General features: G+C 44.8%; 17 protein-coding genes and 1 tRNA gene. 8 read left to right on the top strand and 10 right to left on the bottom strand.

Translation table 11 applies throughout. The features are described 5' to 3' along the window. Nucleotides 1-512 precede the first annotated feature (512 nt). Nucleotides 513-2780: a TOTE conflict system archaeo-eukaryotic primase domain-containing protein gene (locus IEW67_RS15460; RefSeq protein WP_188633987.1), complete on the top strand. Its 2268-nt coding sequence runs from the start codon at nucleotides 513-515 to the stop codon at nucleotides 2778-2780. Here the strand turns inward: IEW67_RS15460 and IEW67_RS15455 are convergent. The 4 genes from IEW67_RS15455 to IEW67_RS15440 form a co-directional block, all read right to left on the bottom strand. Next, nucleotides 2755-3138: a hypothetical protein gene (locus IEW67_RS15455; protein ID WP_188633986.1), complete on the bottom strand. Its 384-nt coding sequence runs from the start codon at nucleotides 3136-3138 to the stop codon at nucleotides 2755-2757. The genes IEW67_RS15460 and IEW67_RS15455 overlap by 26 nt on opposite strands. An 83-nt stretch (nucleotides 3139-3221) precedes the next feature. Next, nucleotides 3222-4160 carry a glycine betaine ABC transporter substrate-binding protein gene (locus IEW67_RS15450; protein ID WP_188633985.1) on the bottom strand — a complete coding sequence of 313 codons (939 nt, stop codon included), beginning with the start codon at nucleotides 4158-4160 and terminating at the stop codon, nucleotides 3222-3224. Between the two features lie 22 nt (nucleotides 4161-4182). Continuing rightward, on the bottom strand, nucleotides 4183-4899 hold the full coding sequence (locus IEW67_RS15445; RefSeq protein ID WP_188633984.1) for a cysteine hydrolase family protein: 717 nt from the start codon (nucleotides 4897-4899) through the stop codon (nucleotides 4183-4185). Next, nucleotides 4859-5449 carry a GbsR/MarR family transcriptional regulator gene (locus tag IEW67_RS15440; protein ID WP_188633983.1) on the bottom strand — a complete coding sequence of 197 codons (591 nt, stop codon included), beginning with the start codon at nucleotides 5447-5449 and terminating at the stop codon, nucleotides 4859-4861. Before IEW67_RS15440 ends, IEW67_RS15445 begins: the two co-directional genes overlap by 41 nt. Before the next feature lie 485 nt (nucleotides 5450-5934). Here IEW67_RS15440 and IEW67_RS15435 point away from each other — a divergent pair, with 485 nt between their 5' ends. Then, complete coding sequence (locus IEW67_RS15435) at nucleotides 5935-6516, top strand: protein-L-isoaspartate(D-aspartate) O-methyltransferase (protein WP_229671890.1); 582 nt, start codon at nucleotides 5935-5937, stop codon at nucleotides 6514-6516. A 177-nt stretch (nucleotides 6517-6693) separates the two neighbouring features. After that, nucleotides 6694-7611: a DUF7916 family protein gene (locus IEW67_RS15430; RefSeq protein ID WP_188633988.1), complete on the top strand. Its 918-nt coding sequence runs from the start codon at nucleotides 6694-6696 to the stop codon at nucleotides 7609-7611. Between the two features lie 479 nt (nucleotides 7612-8090). Here the strand turns inward: IEW67_RS15430 and IEW67_RS15425 are convergent, their stop codons facing one another. Next, the gene (locus IEW67_RS15425) at nucleotides 8091-9272 is read right to left on the bottom strand and encodes a NupC/NupG family nucleoside CNT transporter (protein ID WP_188633981.1); all 1182 of its coding nucleotides are present in this window, start codon (nucleotides 9270-9272) and stop codon (nucleotides 8091-8093) included. 430 nt (nucleotides 9273-9702) lie between these two features. Next, nucleotides 9703-10131, bottom strand: coding sequence for a hypothetical protein (locus tag IEW67_RS15420; RefSeq protein ID WP_188633980.1), 429 nt, complete (start codon nucleotides 10129-10131; stop codon nucleotides 9703-9705). 77 nt (nucleotides 10132-10208) lie between these two features. Between IEW67_RS15420 and IEW67_RS15415 the strand changes: the two genes are divergently transcribed. The 3 genes from IEW67_RS15415 to IEW67_RS15405 all read left to right on the top strand — a co-directional run bounded on the left by IEW67_RS15415 (nucleotide 10209) and on the right by IEW67_RS15405 (nucleotide 11948). Next, complete coding sequence (locus IEW67_RS15415) at nucleotides 10209-10430, top strand: DUF2829 domain-containing protein (RefSeq protein WP_188633979.1); 222 nt, start codon at nucleotides 10209-10211, stop codon at nucleotides 10428-10430. Between the two features lie 57 nt (nucleotides 10431-10487). Continuing rightward, nucleotides 10488-11243, top strand: coding sequence for a 3-oxoacyl-ACP reductase (locus IEW67_RS15410; protein WP_188633978.1), 756 nt, complete (start codon nucleotides 10488-10490; stop codon nucleotides 11241-11243). 186 nt (nucleotides 11244-11429) lie between these two features. Next, complete coding sequence (locus IEW67_RS15405) at nucleotides 11430-11948, top strand: QueT transporter family protein (RefSeq protein WP_188633977.1); 519 nt, start codon at nucleotides 11430-11432, stop codon at nucleotides 11946-11948. A gap of 333 nt (nucleotides 11949-12281) precedes the next feature. On the opposite strand, the gene IEW67_RS15400 is transcribed toward IEW67_RS15405, so the two are convergent. From IEW67_RS15400 to IEW67_RS15385, 4 genes are all read right to left on the bottom strand, one after another. After that, nucleotides 12282-13883 carry an ABC transporter permease gene (locus IEW67_RS15400; protein WP_188633976.1) on the bottom strand — a complete coding sequence of 534 codons (1602 nt, stop codon included), beginning with the start codon at nucleotides 13881-13883 and terminating at the stop codon, nucleotides 12282-12284. Beyond that, the gene (locus IEW67_RS15395; RefSeq protein WP_188633975.1) at nucleotides 13876-14796 is read right to left on the bottom strand and encodes an ABC transporter ATP-binding protein; all 921 of its coding nucleotides are present in this window, start codon (nucleotides 14794-14796) and stop codon (nucleotides 13876-13878) included. Before IEW67_RS15395 ends, IEW67_RS15400 begins: the two co-directional genes overlap by 8 nt. Further along, entirely contained in the window at nucleotides 14796-15416 is a 621-nt protein-coding gene (locus IEW67_RS15390; protein ID WP_188633974.1) for a TetR/AcrR family transcriptional regulator, read from the bottom strand. Before IEW67_RS15390 ends, IEW67_RS15395 begins: the two co-directional genes overlap by 1 nt. Before the next feature lie 366 nt (nucleotides 15417-15782). Continuing rightward, nucleotides 15783-15856 (bottom strand) — tRNA-Pro (locus IEW67_RS15385). Between the two features lie 275 nt (nucleotides 15857-16131). On the opposite strand from IEW67_RS15385, the gene IEW67_RS15380 reads away from it, so the two are divergent. Next, nucleotides 16132-17262, top strand: a complete 1131-nt coding sequence (locus IEW67_RS15380; RefSeq protein WP_188633973.1) for an FAD-dependent monooxygenase — start codon at nucleotides 16132-16134, stop codon at nucleotides 17260-17262. A gap of 567 nt (nucleotides 17263-17829) precedes the next feature. Further along, nucleotides 17830-18762, top strand: a complete 933-nt coding sequence (locus tag IEW67_RS15375) for an aldo/keto reductase (RefSeq protein ID WP_188633972.1) — start codon at nucleotides 17830-17832, stop codon at nucleotides 18760-18762. The last annotated feature ends 382 nt before the right edge of the window (nucleotides 18763-19144 follow it).

The following is a 19144-nucleotide window of genomic DNA, read 5'->3' as shown; positions in this document are numbered from 1 at the left end:
TGAAATGTGTGGAGGGGAAATGTATCCAGCGTATTATAATGGCGTACATGGACAGGCATATAAATTATCGGATTTTCTCTAACGAAGATAGAAAAAAGACCGGGCCGCACTTTGCCCGGTTTTTCTAAGCAGTTAAGAAAGTATAAATTATTTCTTACTGCATAAGTGCAACTAAGGCTTTCGCCATTAAAGCTTGGCGATAAGCCAAGTTTTTCTAAAATTTCCCTGATGTTATTTGATGTCAAGATCAGTGCTACTGACGGGTCCTAAGGCTCGTTGATTCACTTTTTCTATTTGGCAGTCGATTATGGAAAACAAGCGGTCATTTTTTTATCGGCCTCGTACCTGGTTTCATATTCTTGCCCTCAATAACATAAGGGTCGGGGACAAAGTAACCGAGTGGATTATTCAATAAAACTTCATATAGCATGGCATATACTGTTTAATCCCCACTCTTATTGGAAATCTTGTATAATACCACTATAGTGTATTTACTAAATGAGGGTATATTAATGAGCCATGAAGCTGAAGAAACATTACAAAAAGCCATGAAGGAAATAGAGCGGTTAAAAAAAGAGAATACTGAACTGCGACAACGTCTACAACTATATGAGCCTCAATTACCATCTAAACATACAGAAAACAAAACAAAAGAAGAGAAGTTGAATGAAAGGGTGAATCTTTTCAGAAGTCTGTTTAAAGGACGGGAGGATGTTTTTGCTTATCGCTGGGAAATGGATAATGGCAAATCGGGCTATTCCCCGGCCCGTAGCAATAATCGTTTTCTTGCTTTAACACATCAGGATATTTATGATCATCTCCGTGGTAAACAGACGATAGGGCTCTATCCTGTTCTGCATGATCAGTCATGCTGGTTTTTGGCTGTCGATTTCGACAAGAAAAATTGGCAAAACGACGCGCACCATTTTGTTCAAACGTGTAATGACCTTGGTTTGCCTGTAAGTGTGGAAAAATCCCGGTCTGGAAACGGATGTCATGCCTGGATCTTTTTTCAGGAGCCCGTTAAAGCAAATGTGGCACGGAAATTTGGGAGAGCTCTTTTGACAAAGACAATGGAAAAAAGTGATCAAAACACGCTGAAGTCTTATGACAGAATGTTCCCGAACCAGGATACGGTGCCTGAAGGGAAGGTAGGTAATTTAATCGCTTTGCCGTTGCAGGGTGAATCGCGAAAACAAGGGAATAGTGTGTTTGTGGATGAAAATTTTCATCCTTATCCTAATCAATGGCTTTATTTGTCGACGGTGAAAAAGGTACGAAAAAAAGATATCGATTCCATCGTATCGCAGAATCATGTTGTGAGGGAAAGTTCTGAACCTGTTGAAAAGATGCCGGGAACAGTTAGTGTGCTTACGAAGGATGGCATCTATATTTCAAAACAGGGCTTGCCTCAGTATTTCATACAGGAACTTGCCCAGCTTGCAAGATTCAGTAATCCTGCATTTTACAAAGCGGAGAAGAAGAGGTTATCCACGAAAGAAATTCCACGAATCATTGATTGTTCAGAAGAAACCGAATCTCATTTGATTTTACCGAGAGGGTGTATGGAAGATCTGAACCAATTCCTGGAACAAAAATCAATTGAAATGAACGTAAGTGATGAAAGGAATTCAGGTGCGCCATTAGATGCTGAATTTCACGGGACATTATCCATTCAGCAGGAAGAAGCATTGCAAACATTATTAAGACATCATACGGGTGTTCTGTCAGCTACCACCGGATTTGGAAAGACTGTTATTGCGGCAACTATGATTGCCAAACGGAAGGTGAATACGTTAGTCATCGTTCATCGTAAGCATTTAATGGATCAATGGAAAGAGCGTCTGAAAGTATTTCTCAAAACAGAATCAAGGCTGATTGGTCAAATTGGAGGTGGCAAAAATACAGCGGGAGGGAACTTGGATATTGCTACGATTCAAAGTTTAAACAGTGGCGGTATTGTGAAGGACATCATCAAAAATTATGGACAAATAATCGTTGATGAATGTCACCACATTCCGGCATTCACGTTTGAGAAGGTATTAAAAAAAGCAGAATCGACATATATGTGTGGTCTGACTGCAACCCCAATACGAACAGATGGACTCGACCGAATTACAAGGATGCAACTTGGTCCGATCCGGTACAAGATAAATGCTAAGGAACAGGCTAAAGTACGACCGTTCAAGCATATATTAATGCCGAGATATACATCGTTCAAAAGTTCAAAAAAAGATATACAGGCAATCTATTCTGAACTCGTGTCAGATCAAAATAGAAATGAAATGATTTTTAATGATGTACTAAATGCTTTGGAAGAGGGAAAATCTCCAATTATATTAACAGAAAGAATTGAGCATGTTCAAAACCTTGCATCGATGTTTAGGGCATTTACTAAGAATTTAATTGTATTGACAGGTGAACTCAATAAAAAGGAAAAGCAAGAACGATTAAAAAAATTAGAGGAACTTTATGATAATGAGGAAAGATTGATTATCGCGACCGGAAAGTATATTGGTGAAGGTTTTGATAACGCTCGTCTGGACACGATGTTTTTGACGATGCCGGTATCCGGGAAAGGGACACTGCACCAATACGTTGGGCGAATGCACAGATTACATGACAAGAAAATGGTTGTCCAAGTGTATGATTATGTCGATCATAGTGTTCCCATGTTGGCAAGAATGTTTGATAATCGGAAGAAAAGTTATAAAACACTGGGATATGTCCATAAGGAATCGGAGACACGTGACATTACCCAACAGATGAACTTGTTTTAAAGGATACATTGGGGAACGGATTCAACTCGTGCGGGAAGCGGCCGAACTCGTGCGGGAGGTCGCCGAACTTGAGCGAGAACAGCCTCAACTCGTGCGGGAACCGGCCGAACTTGAGCGAGAGCCGCTCCAACTCGTGCGGGAACAGCCTCAACTCGTGCGAGAGCCGACTGAACTTGAGCGAGAAGCGCTCCAACTCGTGCGAGAGCCGGCTGAACTCGTGCGAGAACCGGCCGAACTTGAGCGAGAACAGCCTCAACTTGTGCGAGAACCGGCCGAACTTGAGCGAGAACCCGCTGAACTCGTGCGAGAACCGCCCCAACTCGTGCGACACCCCCGCTAAACTTGAGCGAGACGCCATCCGGCCATAAAAAGAAATGCTCCATAGGTGGCCTCACCTATGGAGCATTTCTACTCATCTACTTCGACCAACAGTCAGATTGATTATTTTATAGTTTTATACCATTCGTTGACAGTGTCTTCATTTTTGTCTACCCATTCTTGGGCAGCTTTTGCGGGTTCCATGCCATTGTTGATTTTGACCATGACGCTTTCGAGTTCGTCTTTGGTTAAGGCGAATTGATCGAGGATTTCATAGGCTCTTGGTGCGTCTTTTTTCAATCCTTGACGTACGATTGTATTAATATCGTCTGAATCCCCGTATGAATTTTTCGGATCGTCCAGGTATTTCAAGTCCCATTTTGAAAAGGACCAATGAGGGGACCAGAGCGTTACGACAATCGGTTCTTCATTCTTGATGGCTTCACCGAGTGATGTGGCCATAGCTGCTGAGGAACTGGATTGCAATGTCCATTTATCTAATCCATAGTCTTTCATAACTTGGTTCTTGGTTACTTCCATTTGACCGGATCCGGGTTCAATGCCTGTGATGGTCCACTCTGTTTTATCTCCGACCGAATGGGTGTTTTTGGCTAAGTCTTTGATGGAGTTCACGTCTTCCATATACTTGGGAACGACGAGTCCGAGTGGGGTTCCTTCCACGTTGGGACCGAGCATTTCGATGTCTTCTTTATATTTTGCCCAATAATCGGCGTCTGTATTGGGGAGCCATATGCATACGGAAGAGTCGGCTGACTGATCGGCAATCCCTGTATACATGGCGCCGGAGTTAACTTGTTTTAAGTTAACGTCATAGCCTTGGTTTTCAAGCGCTACTTTAACGACGTTTGAACTGGCGATAGCAGATGGCCAGGAGACATAGGGAATGGTCAATTCCTCTTGTCCCAGCTTGAGTTTGCCATCGCTGTTGTCACCCTTATCCGAGCTATTTTCAGAAGAACTGTCATTACCGCCGCATGCCGCCACTATCATGGTAAGCATGAGTAAGATTGTAAATGCCAGTAATTTTGTATGTTTTATCATTATGGTTATTCCTCCTCTAGTTTTATTGTGCTGCGTTCTGATTATGCTCCGTATCCGATTGCGGAGACTGTGTTTTGTGGTTGAGACGGGCAAAAACGTCCCGCATATTTTCCGGTGTGAATTGTAGTTGATCTGAATAGGTTGATTCCCAGGAATTGTATGCCTGTCCGGAAAGTTTTTTTATCATTTCGGATGCATCAAAAATGGCGAGATTATAAATCCAATTGGCCATCGTTAAAATTGAGCTCATGTGCGCACCTTCGTTTGTGGCACCGCACATGTCTTTCACCAGGTTCACCTGATAATCGCGAAAATAGGCGTCAAAAGCGGAGGTCATCACACATCCGTCTGTCACGACGCCGCCTAAGATGATGTGTTCGATCCCCATACTTTTTAAAATCAGATCCAGATGTGTGTCATAAAAACCACTCCAGCGGTATTTATCGATGACAATATCATGATTATTGGGTTGAATAGCGTCTATGATGTCGATTGCTTCGGTTTCACTATTGTAAAATACCGGCTTGCCCTTGTGATTTAAGGGTTCTTGTTTGGATAGCCCCACCGTGTCATTGCGATTGATATGCCGGGTGTAAATAATCGGGATGTTGTGTTTTCGGCATTCGCTGATTAACGCACGCGTTTCGTGGACGATTTGGTCGAGGCCTTGGATGCCGAATTGACTTTCTTTTTGCATATCAATGATTACGAGAGCTGTTTTCGTTGTTTCCAGTGTCATCACCTTCTTGATTGTGTTTGGGAATAAAATTGAATATATCGCCGGATTCCATTGCGTTTGCCAGTTTAAGCGTCCAGTCAAAATAAACATTGGTCTGTTCAATGTCGGCCAGATCTTTTTGAGCCATTTCTTTTGCTTCGTCAGATTCACCATTGGCTGCGATGTCCTGAAGCGTGCCTTCAACTTGTTCATTGGCCCGCGAAATAATATTCCGCTCTTGTCTTAGGATTTTCACAAAAAAGGCGAAGAAATTTCGGAAAAAGTCTTTTTCTGCAATAAAATGATCCTTTCGTTCGCCTTTTTTCCAGACTTTAATGACCATTTCGGTATCAAGCAGTTCACGCAATCCTGTACTAACGCTTCCTTTACTCATTGCCACTTCGTCTTTGATTTCATCAAGATTAAGTGGTTTATCCGCGAAATAGAGCGTACCGTAAATTCTTCCCACTGAAGGTGTAACGCCATATATGACCATGGTTTGAGCTATAGCGCTGATTAAGATGTCGCGTGATGCTTCGATTCGCTGGAAATCATCATGGTTTTCGTCCATCGGCTTATGATGCCTCCCTTCTAAAAGATCCAATTATTTAATTTATATAGAACATATTGAACAATTTAGTTTATATTATAATGAGTGAATGGACTCTTGTCAAATTGAAAGTTCAGGTGTTTGTCACTTTTCGCGGTACTTTTTTCGGCAAACTGGAAATCCACAAATCTTACGTTTTCCCATGTCTTTGATATAATTGACTTACTGGGAGTCTTCATGATGTTATTCTTTTTTTGAGAAAATCGGCATAAGAGCCGACAAGTTATAGCATTGCCAGCCGCGGTTATGCCTGTTTTTAAGCCTGTGTAAGGGCTGGAATTATGCCTAAAGGTATTCGGGATAATAGGCGGCTGCAGCTTTGGATGAATATGAAGCGCTTCGGCTAAAATAGAGTCCGTTAAGTCATACAATCGATCCGGTTGTTCAACCGGTCTTTCGAGCGCGAAAATGTCTGAATGAGGCCATTTGAGAAAGGGGGATCTATCGTGTGTGATCGGAGAGAAGAAATCGTCGCCTACTTCAATCAGCTGGACCGCCGTCATTTTATGGATTCGGATACGAAAGTTTCAGCAGCTGACTGCCCTGTGTCGATTGGTTTTGGCCAAACCATCTCCCAGCCGACACTGGTCCTGGACATGACTCTGAAGCTTGGTCTGCAGTCTGATTCGCGTGCACTGGAAATTGGAACAGGATCCGGATACCAGACAGCTTTGCTTGCGGCTTTTTGCCGGGAAGTATACACGGTGGAGCGGGTTGACCCATTATACCAAAAGGCTAAAAAGCGGCTGAATGCGAAAGGTTTTACGAATATTTATTTCAAACGCGGCGATGGAAGTCTCGGTTGGCCGGAACACCGACCGTATGACCGCATTATGGTAACCGCTTCAGTGAGCCGGATTCCGGCCGAATTGCTGGAGCAGCTGACTGCAGGCGGTAGGATGATCATACCTGTCGGGAATGAACGTCATCAGGTCTTGCAAATGATCGAAAAAGATGAACACGGAAATACGACATCTACTGTATTGGAAGGTGTGGCATTTGTCCGATTGAAGGGAAAGTATGAATAAGTAGATAGGGTACTGGCTTGGGCGTCCTGCGAGGTTGTGGCATGCATGATAACTTTTTTGTTACGTCAGAAAGCATAAATTATGGATGACCTTATAAAAAAAGGTTCGGCATTCGCTGTAAGACGAGGTGAATACCGAGTTTTTCTAAAAAAAATCGGCAGAAAGGATGATTTAATGATGAAACGATTATTGAACTGCACGGCTTCAGATTTTAACGCCATGAATGGGCGGCAGCTGAGACAAGCTATTGACGCCTCAGAAGGCAGGGTGATGTTGTCCGAAGTTGTATGCGCTGTTACACCATTGTACCCCGGGTTAACGAACGCGGAATATGCGGCTGCTTTTGGAGCAGATATGATTTTGCTGAACTTATTTGACGTTGACCGGCCTAACATCGAGGGGCTTGCCGTGGAAAATTCGGAGCATGTTATTAAAGCGTTGAAAACATTGATAGGCCGGCCGGTTGGGATAAACCTGGAGCCGGTTGATCCTGATGCGGATAACGCTGAAACATTGGATACGCTGCCAAAAGGGCGTACCGCCACCCGTGAATCGCTGGAGAAATTGAAAGCTATGGGGGCCGATTTTGTTTGTCTAACCGGCAATCCCAAGACAGGGGTGACCAATGCGGCGATTTTGAAATCGATCAGGGAAGCGAAGGATGTCTTTCAGGATGACATTATGATTATAGCCGGAAAAATGCACGGTGCAGGTGTCAAGGGTGAGGCCGGCAGTGGCATCGTGGACCAAGATGTGGTCACCGAATTTACCCGGGCGGGTGCGGACATCATTTTGCTTCCGGGTACCGGCACTGTTCCCGGAGCGACGCTGGAGAAGACAGAAGCGTTGATTCAGGCCGCCCATGAGCAAGGTGCGCTGGCATTAACCGCAATCGGCACAAGCCAGGAAGGAGCGGCAAAAGAAACGATTCAGCAAATGGCGCTTCATAACAAAATGGCCGGAGCGGATATCCATCATATTGGTGATGCTGGTGAACACGGGATTGCTGCGCCCGAAAATATCATGGATTATTCCGTGGCCATCCGCGGTAAACGGCATACGTATATACGTATGGCCGCTTCGATTAACCGGTAAGAGTTCCTGTCACTTTCCAATTATAAAGTTGGACCCACCAACCATAAGGCTGGTGGGTCTTTTGATTCCCCGGGCAGGCGAAGCGCAAAGTGTTATGGCAGTGTTGAATAAGAGCCTGGAGGCGCGACACGGCTAGAATTTCTAGTAAGGTCAGAAAGTATAAATTATGGGTGACCTTATAAGAAACGCTCCGGCATTCGCTATAGGACGACGCGAATGCCGAGTTTTCTAAAGAGGGGGATTCGGCTCTCGCGCCCAAGTTTGCGTTTTAGCGGTCAAATTTTGGATTTGGCATCCAAGTTTGCGTTTTCGCGCCCAAATCTTGAAACTTCCGCCCATGTTTCAGTTTCCGCTCCCAAATCTTGAAATTCCCGCCCATATTTCAGTTTCCGCGCCCATGTTCAAAGACTACGCGCCCATATTTTGACCTCTCTCTTATGTACTCTCACATGCCGGTTAGAAGCGGGCATTTTCCTTCCTTATATGACGAGCCCCATAATAGTTCCTGATATGACAGAGGCCAGCGTAGCACCCAGTAATAGTTTTAAGGCAACTTTGGATATATAATTACCTTGTTTTTCACTGATTGACCTGATGGAGCCGGCTACAATACCCACGGTACCGAAGTTGGCGAAACTCACAAGATAAACGGAAACAATAGCTGTTGTTTTTTGGGAAAGTCCTTCTGATATCTTTTCAAAATTCAACATGGCTACAAATTCATTCGTGACCAGTTTAGTTGCCATAATGCTCCCTGCATCAACGACTTCTGACCACGGTACTCCCATTATAAAAGCAACAGGTGCAAACACATAGCCCATTAACGTTTGGAACGAGATATCAAACATACCGAGAAAGATAACGTTGATTAACTCCATTAAGGAAATAAATCCTAATAGCATAGCTGCAACGGTAACGACCAGTTTGAGACCGTCCATGACACTCTGCGAAACCATTTGAAAGAATGGAACGCGTTTTTGCTCATCCGTTTGTATTAAATCTTCTTCATCTGATACATCATAAGGGTTAATAATATTAGCGATAATGAGTGCGCTGAATATGTTTAAGGCTACAGCGGTTACGACATACTTAGGTTCCAGCATCGTCATATAAGCACCTACCATGGCCATGCTGACGGCGCTCATAGCCGATGTGCAAATGGTATACAGTCTTTTCTGTGATAATAAAGGTATTTGCTTCATGACTGTCAAAAATACTTCCGGCTGCCCAAGAACGGCTGTGGAAACAGCGAAATAACTTTCCAATTTTCCCATCCCGGTTATTTTACTTAAAATGATTCCGGTGTATTTAATGATGACAGGCAGTATTTTGAAATGGTTAAATATTCCAATTAGGACAGAAATAAAAACAAGCGGCAGCAGGGCTGAGAATATGAAAGGTTCTTCACCCTCGTTAACAATACCGCCCAACACAAAATCGATTCCGGCGTCGGCAATGGACATCAGTTGCTCAAAAAACTTTCCTATATTTGTAACTATGGTCAAGCCGGCACTTGTGTTCATTAACGTGAAGACCAGAATGAATTGCACACCCAGCATGATACCTATTCGTTTGTATTTAATATGTTTTCTGTCGTTACTGAATAGATACCCAACAGCAAACACAAATAATAACCCTGTGATCATGAATACTACATTCATAAGTTGTCCCCTCTCTAGCTGTTAACGTTTTCAAAGTGAGCAAATTATTTCATAAAATGAGGTGCTCATTTTTATAATGTCAGAAAGTATTAATTCTAGATAACTTTATAAAAAAACCTCGGCGTCCCCGCTATAAGGCAAGGCACATACCGAGTTTTTTAATAGAAAAAGAGATTTAAGTTGTATGGATTTTTCTATTAAACAGTTATTTCTGTTTCGATTCTTGCATTGTGTTTACCTACGGGATCGAATGTTTCTGTATTCTGTTGTATGACTAATAGAATGTCCAGTCTGCAGGGAAACGCTAATGCAGATAATGGAGGAGGCTTCATGATACTATTTAATTCGTCACCTCTCTTATGTAAACAATTGTTTATCTGATAATCATATGTTTATTGTATTTGTTTTTTTATTGAATTGTCAACCCGGTTTAACGCATTTGATCGCACAACTTGAGCGAGAGCGGCCCGAACTCGTGCGAGAAGTCGCGCAACTTGAGCGAGAGCGGCCCGAACTCGTGCGAGAAGTCCTGCAACTTGAGCGAGAACCCCCCGAACTCGTGCGGGAAGTTCTGCAACTTGAGCGAGAGCGGCCCGAACTCGTGCGGGAAGTCCTGCAACTTGAGCGAGAGCGGCCCGAACTCGTGCGAGAAGTCGCGTAACTTGAGCGAGAACGGCTCGAACTCGTGCGGGAAGTCCTGCAACTTGAGCGAGAACGGCTCGAACTCGTGCGAGAAGCCGCGCAACTTGAGCGGGAGCGGCCCGAACTCGTGCGAGAAGTCCTGCAACTTGAGCGAGAGCGGCCCGAACTCGTGCGGGAAGCCGCACAACTTGAGCGAGAGGTTCTCATAAGCTTCCACATGAAGTCAGTCTGTTGCACTAGACGGCAGGATGATATACTGGCTGATAGACTATCATTGAAAAGGATGTGAGCGTGATGACATTTGAAAATGTACTGCCACTACTGAAATCGGGGGAAAAGGTGATTCGTACCGGGTGGGGCGGTCCCGAATTGTATGTGAAGCTCGTAGGTGAAAGTGTTCATGACGGTGAAAAGCTGAATCCGTATATGTTAATTAATGTGGAAGGGGAAGGCTATACGATGTTTACGCCGACTGTGTGTGATATTTTGGCGGATGATTGGAAGGTCGTGGACTAATATATAGTTCACGTCGATTCCTTTATAGACTAAGGCGCGATAAAAAGGAGGCGGATAATGATATTTGAGGAGTACCATGGCAAAGTGGTTTTCGTGACAGGAGCGGATTCAGGGATTGGCATGGCGCAAGCGCAGCGGTTTCTGGAAAACGGGGCATGGGTGTTTGGATTTGATAAAAAAGAAGATGGATTGTCTCATTTATCCACGTTATATCAGGAACGTTTTTCCTATTATGTCGGGAGTGTATCTGACAAAGATGCGGTCACTGCAGCTGTGAACCGGTGTCTGGCACAGTTTCACAAAATCGATATTTTATTGAATACAGCAGGGATACTGGATGGGTACGCCGCGACACTGGATACGGATGAGTCATTGTGGGAGGCGGTGATGGATACGAATGTGAAGGGACTGTATCTGGTGACAAATGCGGTGCTGCCGGAGATGCTTAAGCGCCAAGCGGGAGTTGTTGTCACGATGGCTTCGATTGCCGGAATTGTACCTGGTGGCGGCGGGGCAGTATATACGGCGTCAAAGCACGCCATCATCGGCTATACAAAGCAGCTTGCTTATGATTACAGCCGCTCCGGAATACGGGCTAATGCGATAGCCCCCGGTGCGATTAAGACGCCGATGAATCAGGCGGATTTTGCAGGGGGCGGTGAGATGGCGGACTGGGTGGCCAATGAGACGCCTGCGGGCAGATGGGCGACACCGCGGGAAGTAGCCGATCTGACGTTGTTTGTTGCCAGTCACGCTGCAGATTATATGCACGGGGAGGTGCTGCGGCTGGACGGTGGCTGGACTATCAAATAGCGATGTGTGCCTGCAAATGGATCGGCCTGCCCAGCATTGCGATTACTCACAGGCATGGACGGTCTTTCAATGCTTTGCTATAATGAAATAGCTGGTTAGAGCGCTAGCACTGCGGCACTTAGTTTTCCTTTGGTCTCAGTTATCACTAAAATAGCCCCCGTGCTATTTTACAAAGGAGAACGAGCGATGAATAAATCTGTGACCCACAGCCCGCTTCAACCTTCCATTTTACCAGCGGCGGAGATGACCAAAATAGCGCTTGTCGCTTCTTTATACGTCGTTGTCACGGCTTTTTTGGCTGTCATTAGTTTTGGGGCGATTCAGCTCCGGCTTTCCGAAATGTTCAATTATCTTGCACTTTACAATAAACGGTATGTGATTGCTGTTACCTCGGGTGTGCTGATTGTCAATTTTATGTCCCCCACATGGATTCTCGACGTGCCGATTGGCGGGACGGCGACCTTGTTGGTACTGTTGTTATGCCGTTTTTTGACCAGACGAATCAAACATGACATTGTCAAAATGGCGATCACTGCAGTCGTATTTGCCTTCTCGATGTTTACTGTTGCCGCTCAACTCGTGATTTTGTTTGACTTTCCCTTTTTTTATACATGGTTGACCGTTGCAGCAGGCGAGCTTTTTTCCATGTCCATAGGTGGTGTGGTTATTTACTTTCTGAGTAAGAAAATTGATTTGACAGAATGAGCATGGGATCGGGTATATGTCACAGCAATTATCTTATAACGTCAGAAAGAATAAATTATAGATGACCTTATAAGAAACGAACATGGCTACGCCTTCTCGTAGCCACCACCTACCATGAAAATGAATGTCTGCACAAAAGCTTCGGCATTCGCTATAAGACGAGGCGAACGCCGAGTTTTTCTAACATAACTGCAGCAATCAGTTGTCGTTTTTTGATGTTTGGGCAGGAATGACCCCGCTGCGCATCACGATGGATAAAAGAGCCTCACACCAGCAACAGAGGCTCTTTTTGAATCCTCAATTTTTGCATAGTGAACCGGGCCGGCTCGCCCATCAGCCCTGAATATCCCGTTTATTATAACTGATGAATCCTGCCAGGGACGTAACCAGGCTGATCCCCAGCAACAGGATGACAGGCATCCTATCGAACGCGTTGGATGGGAGTGCCGGGACGGTTTCAAATACTGACAGGTTGTTGGCCCAATCCGGAAGATCCAGAACATCCCCGAGAAAAATAATAATAAATCCATAGATGAGATAGAGCCAGATGATACTGGCGATTTTGGGAACAAGACCAATCACCAAGATGCTCAAGCCAAGCAGCACCCAGATGGCTGCAAGATACATAAACGCCGCGAGGAAAATGTCGCCGGCATCCAGCGGCTGATCCAATACGGCTATGCTTGCTCCCCACAGACCGAGTGCGATTAGCGCTTGCATCAGAATACTGGTGATCACGGCGAGCCATAGATAGTTGCTCATAACTGTGGTACGGGAGATAGCCTTGCTGAGAAAATTTTCGATCCGGTTTGCCGTTTCTTCTTTTTTCAATGCCATGATGGTTATAACCGCCGGAACAGCACTGATTAAGGACATCATGGCAATTAATAGCGTCACAAATTGATTCTTGACATCCGATTCGCCTTGCATCATTTTTTCAAGGAACGGATTATCAGCAAAATAAGTTTCCAGATCGTCCAGAATATAGCCGAATGAAGCGCTAAAAAGAACAATAAAAACCGCCCATACAATAATCGGTACCCGCTGCTCGTGAACAGTGAAGCCAAGTGGTGTTTTCAGAAAAATAGAGGCGTGTTCATTACCTGGTTTTGGCGGAATGAAGCCTGCGTCCAGATCCCGGGTGCGATGGAGATAAAAAGCACCGGCAGTGAGAATAAATGCGGCAATCAGACAGCTGTACACGGGCCACCAGTCATTTTGGATGAACACATTCGTCCGCATTCCCCAGCCGAGCGGTGAGATTAATGACAGGGTATCACTGCTGACATCGCCAAAAGCACGCACAAGATAGGCAACAGCCAGAACACCAAAAGAAATCATGGTTGTTCCTCTTGCGGTTTCTGCAAGCTGAGCCAAAAATGCTGTAATGCCGGCAAATACGAGCCCCACGCCACCGAGAATGGATCCATACAAGTACGCGCTTTGCCAATCGGTGCCATCTATATCTGTCGCCCAAAGCCCTGTTCCGATAATCGCTGCCAATAGTATGTTGACGACGGTGATGACGAGCATGGCGGCACCTAAATAGGACAAACGTCCAATTGGCAGTGAGCGAATGTATTCGGTTCGTCCTTCTTCTTCGTCCCCGCGGGTCATGCGACTGACGAGCATAATGTTCATGACAGCCACAGTCACCAGGGTGAAGAGCATGGTTTCCTGCGCGAATAATGTAGCTGTTGTCGACAAAAAGTCCTGCAAACTGTAGCTCGAACCGACCATGGCCTCCATGGCGGGGTTATTCATGGTGATGGCAAATCCGCGCCTTGCCTCCTCATCCGGATAAACGCTTGGATAAGCGGTTATCGTCGCTACGATGATGATAGCAAATCCGGCGAGCCAGAGCAGGATTTTCAAGCGCAGCTGACGGACAAGCAATCCCATTATGTGTGGCATTTCTTTAAAAGGATTAGCCATGCGTAATGCCTCCCGTTGCCGGGGTGGATTGTTCCTGCTGTTGATAATGGCGCATAAACAAATCCTCCAATGTCGGCGGCGCACTTTCCAGCTTTATCACACCGAATTGACTAATATGTTGCATCAATGGGTCAAGTGCGTCCGAATCGGCCTGAAATGAGATACCTGCATCTCTTTCTGTCAGATTATGAACCCCCTGAAAGCTATCCAGTCCGGTTATCGACTGTTTGGTTTCGACGTATATTTGGCTGCGCGTCAAATGGCGCATCTCCCGCAATGTCCCACTTTCGATGATTTTTCCTCGGCGGATAATGCCGACCCGGTCACACAATTGCTCCACTTCAGACAAAATATGGCTGGACAAGAGAATGCTTTTGCTGGCTTCTTTCAATTCAAGCACACATTCCTGAAAAACATGTTCCATCAGTGGATCCAGCCCTGATGTTGGTTCATCCAGGATAAATAAATCGGCATCTGACGCCAAGGCAGCAATCAAGGCAACTTTTTGCAAGTTCCCTTTGGAATAGGTTCGGCATTTTTTGGTTGGATCCAGATCAAACCGCCGGATAAGCGCCTCTCGCTTGGCTGTGTTTTTATCACCGCGCAATTTTAAAAACAAATCAATAACCTCACCGCCCGTCAGATTCGGCCATATGTTGACATCTCCAGGGACATAAGCGATATGCTGATGAATGGATACGGCTTTTTTCCATGTGTCCTTACCGAAAATTTCCGCTTTTCCACTAGTGGCTTTGATGATGCCCAACAAAATTCGAATAGTTGTTGATTTGCCGGCGCCATTCGGTCCAATGAATCCGTAAATTTCCCCCAGCTGGACGTCCATATCAATACCATCAAGCGCTTGGAACTTACCGAACCTTTTCGTGATCCCTTTCGTTTTTAATACCGTCATTATGAATCTCCTTCCCTGATTTTACCGTCAAACATGAAATGAATCTGCTTGTTGATATTTGCCAGCAGCTGATCATAGGTCATATCTTGATCGTACACATATAGGATGGTTTGCGCGGCTATCACACTGTAAATGGCAAATGCCCCTTGTTTCGCATCAACAGTTAGCGTAAACGTGTTCTGGTGTTTTTCGATTAATTGCTCAAACCATACGATCGCCTCCATATCAAGCTGGAATGCCTTCGTTCGCAAGTCGGTCTGTTCCCTGGATTGGTCTGTCAAAACGGGCATTAACTCCTGCCAAAACGATTTCGGATAGTGCTCAATGAATGTAAGCGATTGATGCAGAAGCTGCTTCAGCTGCTCCATAAAATAAACCGAATCGGCATGCAGTTCTGTCTGTGTCTTGTTGCGTATCACTTCCATTTCATTGGAAAAAAGCGTGATAAGCAGCGCACCCTTGGAAGGAAAATAATTATAGATCGTTCCAGTGCCAACTTCCGCCTCCCGGGCAATTTCGGTCATCGATGTCTGCTGGTATCCTTGTTCTTTAAATTTTTTCTCGGCGGTTTTTAAAATACGTCGCTGATTTTTTTGTTTGGTTTTCTCACGTAATCCCAATCCGGTTGTCCCCTTTTTTGATTTAGGTGAATTCATTCATAAATGAATATATTCATATTTTACATCCAATATGCAGGGTAGGTCAAATGAGTTGGAGGCTTCCTGGTGTCATAAGGGAATAAACGTCTACAATTTGTCAGACCAGTCAATTTTTATCGTTTAATGAGAAAAGTGTTCACGAAACGTACCGCGGGAAGGGGGAAGTAAGTGATGTAAAAAAAGAACGATTAATTCAGCTGATTCATGGGGATTCATCGAAATCTAAATGTCGATTGCCGGGAGGAAGATGTCGGGAAATTATTGAGGCAAAATCAAATTATAAAAACCTGAAACCCGCTTTTGTCAGGTTTCAGGCGCTTACGCTTATCGGGATGACAGGATTTGAACCTACGACCCCTAGCACCCCATGCTAGTGCTCTACCAAGCTGAGCTACATCCCGTGATTCAAACCAATATCTATTATAAGAAAAATTTGAGGAAAAAACAACAAAGTAAAGAAATTATAATGTTGTATAGCTGTTCAATCTCATTTCCGTACGCAGGATCCTGTCCCAGTAAAGCTGTAATGGTCTGCTTTAGGGCGGTTGATCAAACGCTTGATCAATATATAACCGGCTGTTAAGGACCTGCTTTCTTGATTTTGCAGTGTGGACGTTTTATTTTTAAAACGACCGTGCCATTGTATAATGGAAGTAACGTGCTGGAGGTGGGTTGAATGAAGATTGCCATTATTGGTGGCGGTATTGGCGGTCTTGCTTTAGCTGCTGGACTGCAAAAAATTAATATAAAAGCGCATGTGTTTGAGCAGGCGCATTCGTTTAAGCCGCTTGGCGCCGGTCTTGGCATCGGGAGTAACGCGATGCTAGCTTTGGATCGCATGGGAATAGCAGGGGATGTGATAAAAGCCGGCATGCCGCTCCATGAGCAACGTTTTTTAAATGGCAGATTAGACGTAATGAACAGGATTGATTTTTCCCGATTAAAGAAAAAATTCGGTGAGGAAACGCTCGCCATTCATCGGGCGGATTTGCATGAAGCCTTATTTGACGCTGTCGACCCTGCTTATTTTTATTTTGGTAAACAGGTGATTGACTTTGTGCAACACGATGATTGTGTCACATTGAGATTTCAGGATAATACCAGGGATGATTTTGACTATGTTATGGCAGCTGACGGCATTCGTTCGATCTTTCGTCAGACGCTTATTTCCGACAGTCAGCCGCGTTACGCGGGTTATACGTGCTGGCGCGGTATTACGGAAAACAATGGGGATGTTCCGCCCCATATCTCATCGGAAGCTTGGTCGAAGCACGGCCGGTTCGGTTGGGCACCGCTACATGGCGGTGATGTGTACTGGTTCGCATGTGTTAATGCGGTTGAAGGCGATGCGCATTATGCGAATTTGGATAAAAAAGAAGCAGCAAAGTTATTTGCACATTTTTCGCCTGCTGTGGAACGGTTGATCAGCGAGGCAAAGGATGCTTCCTTTTTACATCATGATTTATATGATATTAAACCGCTGAATTCCTTTGTGCATAACCGCATTATTTTGCTTGGTGATGCGGCTCATGCGGCAACGCCAAATATGGGTCAGGGTGCCGGCCAGGCGATTGAAGATGCTTATGAATTAATGCATGCCATCGATATAGAACCTTCCATGGAAAACGCTCTGGCATGGTATGAAGCAAGACGCGTTAACAAAACAGAAAAGGTCATCAAACTTTCCAGGCAGATCGGTCGGGCGGCCCAATGGCAGAATCCGTTATTGATCGGATTTCGAAATACTGTTTTTCCGTTTGTTCCAAAATCACTGCTCTTTTGGAGGCTGACGTTTTTGTTTAAGTAACTTAGAGGCTAGAGGTTGTGAAGGGGAGGGGGAACCCCCGCAACCGGATTTCGCGCGAGACCCTCGGAATTTCGCGCGAGGCCCTCGGAATTTCGCGCGACGTCCTCGGAATTTCGCGCGAGGACCGCACAATTTCGCGCGACACCTCTGAAATATCGCGCGAGACTCCCGATAGTCGCCTGCTGACTTGCGCCAGAGCACCATCAACTTAATTGAAAAGAGAACATACTATTACTTGTGTTCCGTCTTAGTTAGACATCAGCTGTCTTCACCCTTATCGATATATCCTTTGATTTTCTTTTTCATCCAAATTTCCGACTGGTACTCGCTGCCCATGAGCTAATGTTCGACGTTCCCGGGATGATGTTCTTCGCGCTCGGGTTGATACCCGCTGCCCAGAGGTCGATATCCAACATTATCGGGTTGATAATCACTAATCTCGCAACGATATCGCCGCCTGATACGTGAGAAGAACTCCCTGCATCGAAGTATCCGAGTACGTTTTATAAAAAAGAAAAAGTGGAAGAACATTTGTATCGGAAAGAGTTAAGTAAAGGAGTCGATAACATGAACAGACAGGTTTATTTAGGTCAATCAGATATCCGTGTTTATCCAGTAGGACTCGGCACAAATGCAGTTGGAGGTCATAATATTTATCCGAACATGCTGGATGAGGAGCAGGGTAAAGATATGGTTCGTGCCGCATTGGATGATGGCATGAACATGCTCGATACGGCTTATATGTATGGCTTGGGTCGTTCTGAGGAACTTATTGGCGACGTTATGAACGAATATAAACGTGAGGACATTGCTCTGGCAACCAAAGGGGCGCACGAATTTGTCGGGGATGATATTGTGATGAACAACCATCCGACGTTTTTGAAACAACAGGTCGAAAACAGTATGCGCCGTTTGCAGACTGATTATATCGATTTATTTTATATTCATTATCCGGACAAAGATACACCGAAATATGAAGCAGTTGGTGCATTGAAGGAATTGCGCGATCAGGGAAAAATTCGCTCAATTGGTGTTTCCAATTTTTCAATGGATGAGCTGAAAGAAGCCAATCAGGACGGTTATGTTGATGTTGTGCAGGCAGAGTACAACCTGCTGCACCGGGAGGCCGAGACAATAATGCTGCCTTATACGGCTGAGCAGGCGATTACATTTATCCCATACTTCCCTCTGGAGTCCGGTCTGTTGGCAGGAAAATATGATGCGTCATCCACCTTTACAGATATTCGGGCGAGCAAACCCAGTTTCCAGGGCGAAGCTTTCCGGGAAAATTTGAAAAAAGTGGACAAACTGCGTGACATTGCAAATGACTATGGTGAAGATGTGGCACATGTTGTACTCGCTTGGTACTTTTCCCGTTCTTCACTGGATGTTGTGATCCCTGGTGCTAAACGGGCCGGTCAGGTGACAGACAATAAACGTGCTGGAGAGATTGAACTCACACAGGAAACAATTGATACGATTGATCGGTTGTTTGGTTAATATAATTGAATGCTTTAATAAACTTGGGCAATGGCAGCTTTTCATAGTTGTTCCGTTGCCCATTTTATGATCAATTTCCACCATCTGTCGGTCACGATCTATAACATTGCCAGAGAGGGTTTTTGTCTTTGTTTTACCTGTCAGGTGTTATGATTCATTAATTAGCTCTTTCCTTTATACTAAGTGTGAATCTTGAGGTAAAAAAAGTGCAAATGTAAGTTTATGTTGCAATGAGCTGTTTTAAGAAAAATATTGGATGGTTAGCCCCCAAAAACGGGGGAATTTCATAAATCAATAAAAAAATCATAAGCGTCTATTTTCCGAGAAAATGTTGCTTCATAACCTGAAGTTTTCTAAAAATACGCTGTTCGGACGAAAATAA

Origin of the sequence: Lentibacillus kapialis (assembly GCF_014646635.1) — a bacterium.
Classification (GTDB): domain Bacteria; phylum Bacillota; class Bacilli; order Bacillales; family Amphibacillaceae; genus Lentibacillus; species Lentibacillus kapialis.
This window is presented reverse-complemented; position numbering and strand designations above follow the sequence as displayed.